At 57.7% G+C, this 6411-nt stretch carries 8 protein-coding genes; 1 reads left to right on the forward strand and 7 read right to left on the reverse strand.

Going from position 1 to position 6411, the window contains the following annotated elements:
• The coding region (locus tag ACWISF_RS05895; RefSeq protein ID WP_448380672.1) for a transposase at nucleotides 1–139 on the forward strand (139 nt) is incomplete at its 5' end.
• A gap of 247 nt (nucleotides 140–386) precedes the next feature.
• On the opposite strand, the gene ACWISF_RS05900 is transcribed toward ACWISF_RS05895, so the two are convergent.
• The 7 genes from ACWISF_RS05900 to ACWISF_RS05930 all read right to left on the reverse strand — a co-directional run.
• Nucleotides 387–1016 (reverse strand): Mo-dependent nitrogenase C-terminal domain-containing protein, encoded by a 630-nt coding sequence (locus ACWISF_RS05900; RefSeq protein ID WP_448380667.1) that lies wholly within the window; start codon nucleotides 1014–1016, stop codon nucleotides 387–389.
• Between the two features lie 73 nt (nucleotides 1017–1089).
• Nucleotides 1090–1470 carry a hypothetical protein gene (locus ACWISF_RS05905; RefSeq protein ID WP_448380668.1) on the reverse strand — a complete coding sequence of 127 codons (381 nt, stop codon included), beginning with the start codon at nucleotides 1468–1470 and terminating at the stop codon, nucleotides 1090–1092.
• Between the two features lie 317 nt (nucleotides 1471–1787).
• On the reverse strand, nucleotides 1788–3707 hold the full coding sequence (locus ACWISF_RS05910) for an FAD-dependent oxidoreductase (RefSeq protein ID WP_448380673.1): 1920 nt from the start codon (nucleotides 3705–3707) through the stop codon (nucleotides 1788–1790).
• Between the two features lie 312 nt (nucleotides 3708–4019).
• A complete protein-coding gene (gene rplS / locus ACWISF_RS05915) occupies nucleotides 4020–4373 on the reverse strand; it encodes a 50S ribosomal protein L19 (RefSeq protein WP_448380669.1) in 354 nt (117 codons plus the stop codon).
• Between the two features lie 37 nt (nucleotides 4374–4410).
• A complete protein-coding gene (locus tag ACWISF_RS05920) occupies nucleotides 4411–5202 on the reverse strand; it encodes a TrmH family RNA methyltransferase (protein ID WP_448380670.1) in 792 nt (263 codons plus the stop codon).
• A 3-nt stretch (nucleotides 5203–5205) separates the two neighbouring features.
• On the reverse strand, nucleotides 5206–5934 hold the full coding sequence (locus ACWISF_RS05925; RefSeq protein ID WP_448380674.1) for a succinate dehydrogenase/fumarate reductase iron-sulfur subunit: 729 nt from the start codon (nucleotides 5932–5934) through the stop codon (nucleotides 5206–5208).
• Nucleotides 5935–6056: 122 nt separating this feature from the next.
• A partial coding sequence (locus ACWISF_RS05930) for an O-linked N-acetylglucosamine transferase family protein (RefSeq protein ID WP_448380671.1) occupies nucleotides 6057–6411 on the reverse strand: 355 nt, incomplete at its 5' end.

A 6411-nucleotide genomic window follows, 5' to 3' on the forward strand; every position in this document is an offset into this window, starting at 1 on the left:
TATTGTGTTATTTTTGCCAACTTATTCCCCAGACCTCAATGCTATTGAGCATGACTTTAGCGCATTAAAAAGATTGTGGATGTATGCTCCTCCTGGCACCACCATTGATGAAGTCATTCGTAATTATTGCACAAGTTAGTGTCGCATTCTAAACCGAAATGACTATAACCCGCAAAAAAACAGGGACGAAGCCAGAAGTGTTGAATAAATCCTCTCATTAAGCAGCTTGCCGGACGCAAATTTATGGACTTTTGTTGCGGAGTTGAACCCTACAGGGACAAAGCACGTTGGAATTTTGGCACACCATCAGCTAAAGGTTTGAGACATCACCAAAGAGTATCCAGATAGGTGTTTGGGGGAGTACTTCCCCTAGGCTTGGTTCCCCATTAATTGGGGACATCTTCTCCCCGTTCTGCCAGATAAGCAAGGGCACGCAAACGCAGACCGACCAACTGTTCGTAGAGGGGATTAAGTTTACACATGGGGGGAATGTGGACAATTTTCCGGCCAAATAACACCACATCCCGTTCAAAAGGACACTGGGCCGGAATCATCCGACAGAGAAAACGGGCCACCTTGGGGTCATGGATTTCCATTTTGTCCAACCATTGCCGCACCGGGCGAAGCAGGTCATGCCGTGTTTCGCTTGCCGGTACACATTCTCCCTCGGTTCGTTTGACAAGGGTGGTTTTTAACCCAGCCAACAGTTCCGGGGAACGCCCCAACGCCTGACAAAAGGCCTGGAGCAATTGGTCTTCCGCTTCGGAGTAGGTGCCATCGGCAATGGCCACCATCACCGCCGTCCGCAAAAAGTCATCCGTTTTGGGGTCATCGGGCGAGAAAAAGTGGGCTAATTCTGCGGGTTCTAACGGTTGAAAATCTGCCAACGTATCCTTACCTAAGACATCCTGCACCAGCGCTTTTTCTTCTGCGGTGTAATGCCCGTCGGCCCAGGCTACGGTTAACAATCCCCGCAACCAAAGGTCACTGGCCACCGTATCCCTGTCTGCCTTCATCGCACCACTTGAAGCCCGCCCCATACAGGCTTAGCATACCATATCGTTCCTGCCAACCCAGGGCAATTAATGACTATCGCCCGTTGAGCCACGTCGCCAGAATTTGGATCAAGCCAACCAGGGCAAGCAACAGAATGATGGGCAAAAACAAAAGAAATAACAAAGGCAACCGCACAAGCAACAACGACAACCCATGCAAAGGGGTCATTCTGCCCCAGAGATGGTACAGCCGTTGCCAGGAGTGACCATCCCAATACCAAGCCCGTTGCCCCGGATAAGCACCGCTAAGCTGTTCGAGGACGTAATCGGCTTCGCGCAGGACAAAAATCTGCTGACAGCGGTCACAGCCAAAGGCATCCGTCAGGGTAATCTGGTGCAAGCGACCGCCCCGGCGACAACAAGGGCAAGGGTACACCTGGTTGAGGTCTATTTTTTGGGCACTCCATTTGCCCATTGTGCTGCGTTCCTTTCCCGATACCATCATTCTAAGAGGCTTTGGCAAGGAGAGGGCCAATGACCCCGGCGCGCTGGAACTGCCTACCCACCGGGTGGTGGCTTCCTTGGGCGGTTGGGTACCGCGCGCCCATACCCGTTACCACCTTTACCAGCGTGCGCCGAACATCCCCCAAATTGCGCCAACTGACCCACAAAACCTACGGCGACAAACGTTACCCCAGCCTCTGGCTCATCCTGCCCGAATTTGGACCTTTCCGGGTTGGTACATGCAGATGCTCCCTTGGGCCGAGGTGGAACTTGCCGGGGCATTCCGGTCTAACCCAGCGAAAGCGCCAACACCCCCCGCGGCTGCACCGAATACAGGGTACGCCGTTGCAATCCCTCGCGACTAAGGATTTCATTGGCCGCCAAAAAGCCACTGCTGACGGCCCGCTCCATCAACGCACAGGGAAAAGGCATTTTCACCCAATCCCCGGCCAAAAACAAATTTGCCACTGCCGTCGCACTGGTGGGCCGCCGGGCATAGCTTCCAGGGGGAAACCCAGAAAAATTCTTCTGGTTGACCAGCTCCCGGTGCAGAATCGTCGCCCCCCGCAACGCAGGCACGATCTCATACAACTCCTGCTCAAAGGTGGTCAAGAGCGCCTCCTGGGTGGGAAATTCCTTTTCCTTGTAGCAGTAGGCGTGCAACTCCACCACACTGCCGCCTGTCGCCTGCGCCCACGCCTTGTAATCGTCCTGAATGTGATGGTACAAGGTAATGCTATCGGTCAAGCGATACCCCGACAGCGAGGTAAAGGCGCTATAGGGCCAGGCAAAATCCCGATCCAGCCAGAACCGCACCACTGCAAACGGGTCGGCCACCGCCAAACCCATAATTTGCGCCGCCACCTGCGGGTGGGGTTCTCCCTGGCTCAAGCGGATGAGCTGCTGCGCCCCTGGGACATCCGTCGCCAGAACATAGTAATCCGCCTCAAGGCGCTCTTGCCCTGGGGAAGCCGCCTGGGACGCCACCAATTGTACCTGGTCAGGCGATTGCGCCAGCACCGTAAATTGCCGCAGAGGGCGCGTGGCCGGGCCTTTGACCACCTCCCCTTGCGCGGTAAATTCCGCCCCGTGACAGGGACAGCGGTAGCCGCCATCGCTTTGCACCTGCACCGTACAGCCCTGGTGCGGACAGGTCAAACCCAGGGCCGTGCGCCCCTGGACGTGATACACCGCATCCCCCGCCCCGTAAAACCCAGCAGGCAACACCGGATTAGCCGCCACCCAAAAGGGCGCCCCACACCCTTCTCCCCCTGTCTGCAGGCCGGCGATTTGCCCCCCCTGCCATTCCACCGCGGTGACCGTCACCCCGGTACGGATCACCCCCCCATTGGCGCGAATCCGGGCAGCAATCGGTTCGACCAGGGAGCGGCGCATATCCTGACGGGTGCCCCGAAACGCCAAACCCTCAGGATTGCCAAAGAAATAAAAGTGAAAAAACTGCATCAACTCCCCGGCGCTCAGGACATCCGGGGCATTCAAACTGGACTTAGCAAAGGGCAAAAAATACAAATCAAACAAACCCCAGGGAAAATCCTCCCCCACCCACTCCAGCACCGATAAGTGATCCAGCCGTTGATAGCTCCGCACCGGGTCAAAGCCGGTAATTTCCCGAAACACCGCCCAATGCGCTGGACTGGCCAGATTCAGCCCCCAACGCCAGCGATTGGCCGAGGCCAGCGCCAAATCCACCACATTCCAGGGAAAGGCCGAATGGCTGGGACGAAACACCTCCGGCGCATAGCCCTGTTTGTAGGCCACCGCATAGGATTCCAGGGAAACAAAATTGCCCTCACAACCCAACTCCTGCACCAGCCGGTTGAGGTTGTAATACTGGGGAAAAAACCCGTGAAACCCATGCTCCATCTGCAAGGTAACCCCGTTGACCTCAACCGGCCACCCGGCAATTTTGCCCCCCAACTGGGGCGCCCGCTCCAACAGCGTGACCTGAAACCCCCGTTGGCTCAACTCGTAGGCACAGGCCAACCCCGCCAAACCACCGCCTACCACCACCACCCGCTTCGGTTGCGTCAACCGCCAGGGCAACGCCACCCGATCCGGTTGCCACACCGCCGGTTCCGGTTTCACCCAGCGCGAATAGCCAACCGCCGCCCCCAACCCCCCCACACCAAACAGTTGCAACAACTGGCGGCGAGAAAAATGACCGTTGGCCGGTAAGCGTTGACTCATGGATAAAAACGCACCTACTCCCCACAGGACTCCAGGCCGTACCATAGATTAGGATTGTACCGGGTCACCGGCGGCAACCCCCTTGGCTATCTAGCCATAAATTGTGAAGAAATGTCAAGAAATCGGTGGCGTCTCTCATCCTTCTGGTGCCAGGGGAGCGCCGAGCCGGAACCAGGCACGAATGCGCATTGCCGGCACCGCTGAACCGAGAACGGCAACCACCCCTTCCCGGCCATGACGCCACCTGCACAAGCCCACCCCAGGGATTGCCGGCGACCTCAGCCCCACCTGCCCACCAAGGCCACCCTTTTTCTAGGTAAACCGCTGTTTCAAACGGGTTGCCTTCCCCATCCGTTGCCGCAGGTAGTAGAGTTTGGCGCGCCGCACTACCGACCGCCGCAACACCTGTATGCTGGCAATCCGGGGCGAATGCAGCAAAAAGACCCGTTCGACCCCCACCCCCTGAAAGGTTTTGCGCACCGTAATACTCAAATTGACGCCCGTACCCCGGCGGGCAATCACCACCCCCTCGTAGGGTTGCACCCGCTCCTTGCCCCCTTCTTGGATCACCACCCCCACCTTAACCACATCGCCGACTTCTACCTGGGGAAGGTCGGGCTTGAGATAGGGCGCTTCCAGCGACCGAATGATGGCCTGGGCGTTCATAGCAACAACCAAATTTGCAACAGTCTTTGATAATACGCTAGTTCTGGGATTTTGTCCAGGTTTGCCGTACCGCTTCGTACAGACAGACTGCCGCTGCTATGGCCACATTCAAAGATTCGACCCCTGGGGGCTGGGGAACCCGCACCACGCGGTCTGCCCGCTCCAGCCACGACTCCGGCAACCCTTGCCCCTCATTCCCCAACAACAACAGGCTAGGCTGGGACCAATCCACCTGCCAATAGAGCAACTCGGCCTGGGGATGGGTGGCAATGATCTGTACCTGCTTTTGTTGGTATGTTTGCATGACGGCTAAGGGGTCCGAACAAACCCAAGGTTGACAGCGAAACCATTGTCCTGCCGCCGCCCGCAAAAGTTTGGGATGGTAGGGGTCCACGCTGTCTTCTGTCAGCAAGAGATGGGCCACTCCCACCGCCGCCCCCGTGCGAATCAGGGTGCCCACATTGCCAGGGTCCTGGAGCCGGTATCCCAAAAGATTCAAATGCCCCGGCGATGGCAGGGGGGCGGGTTGGGGCCAGGGCGCTACGCCCACGACCCCATCGGGATGCACCGTAGTTGCCAAAACCTCCATCACCTGGGGACTTACAGGTTGCACCACCGGCGCTGTGAAGCGATGCACCAGGTCGGGGTAACGTTCTGCCCAAGATTCCGTGTAGCAAACGTATTGCAACGCAATCCCCTGTTCCAGGGCAGCCGCAATCAGATGCGTTCCTTCCAGGAGAAATTGCCCCGCTTCCCGGCGTCCCTTGGGCGTGTGTAACTGGCGGATATGGCGCACCAGGGCATGGCGGCGACTGGTAATGACCCCCACAACCTACCACCAGGACTGCCAATACTGCCGACGCAACCGGGCGATCACCGTCAAGGGAATGTTTTGGGGACACACAGCGGCACATTCCCCGTGATGCGAGCAGTGCCCCAACCCCTCCGCATCCATCTGCGCCACCATCGCCTGCACCCGCCGCCCCGCTTCTGGCTGTCCCTGGGGCAGCAAACTCAAATGGGTCACCTTCGCCCCTACAAACAACGCCGCCGAGCCGTTGGGACAGGCTGCCACACAGGCCCCACAACCAATACAGGCTGCTGCCTGCAACGCCCGCTCTGCCGTCTCCGGCGCGACAGGAATCGTATTGGCCTCCGGCGCACTGCCCACATTGACGCTAATATAGCCTCCCTGCGCCATGATGCGGTCCAGCGCACTGCGATCGACGACCAAATCCCGCACCACCGGAAACCCCGGTAACGGCTCCAACACCAGCGTTTGCCCACTCTGAAACTGCCGCAGATACACCTGGCAGGTCGTCACCCCCGCCTGACCGTGCGGCCTGCCATTCACCAACACACCACAACTGCCACAAATGCCCTCCCGACAGTCGCTGTCAAAAGCCACCGGCTCTTCCCCGGCGCGCATCAGCCTTTCATTCAACTCATCCAGCAGTTCCACCAACGACCAACCGGAAGCCACCCCCCGCATGGGATAGGTCACCAACTGTCCCGGCTGGGTTGGCCGGGATTGTCGCCAGATATTTAAGGTGACATCCAACATCATACCCGGTCACCATCCCCTTGCGCCGATGCGAATATAGCCCAAATAATAACCAACTTAAACTCCATGTTGCGCACCCATCATCAGCCATCAATTTCTGAACTTTGTACTTGGAGAAACTACGCAACGCCCGCGTGCGCTTCCCGATACTTTTGCCACATCTGCAACAACATCTGGTCAAATTCCTGAGCAAATTGGCGGCCATGCCAAAGCGGAGAAGTGCGGCGGGACAAATACAATTTTTGGCGGATCGTCTCACGCAAGTGGGCATCGGTTCCCAAGCGAATGCCCCATTCCACATACTCCCGGTCATTCCAAGCAATCCCTTCGCTAATCCCACAATTGACCAAAAAACTATAGCTATTGCGGGCGGCATATTGTTGTCCCACGCGCGTCACCAAAGGGATTCCCACCCACAGCGCTTCTAGCGTCGTGGTCGCCCCGTTGTAGGGATAGGTATCGAGAATCACATCG

The sequence above is a fragment of the Gloeomargarita sp. genome (assembly GCF_053491055.1).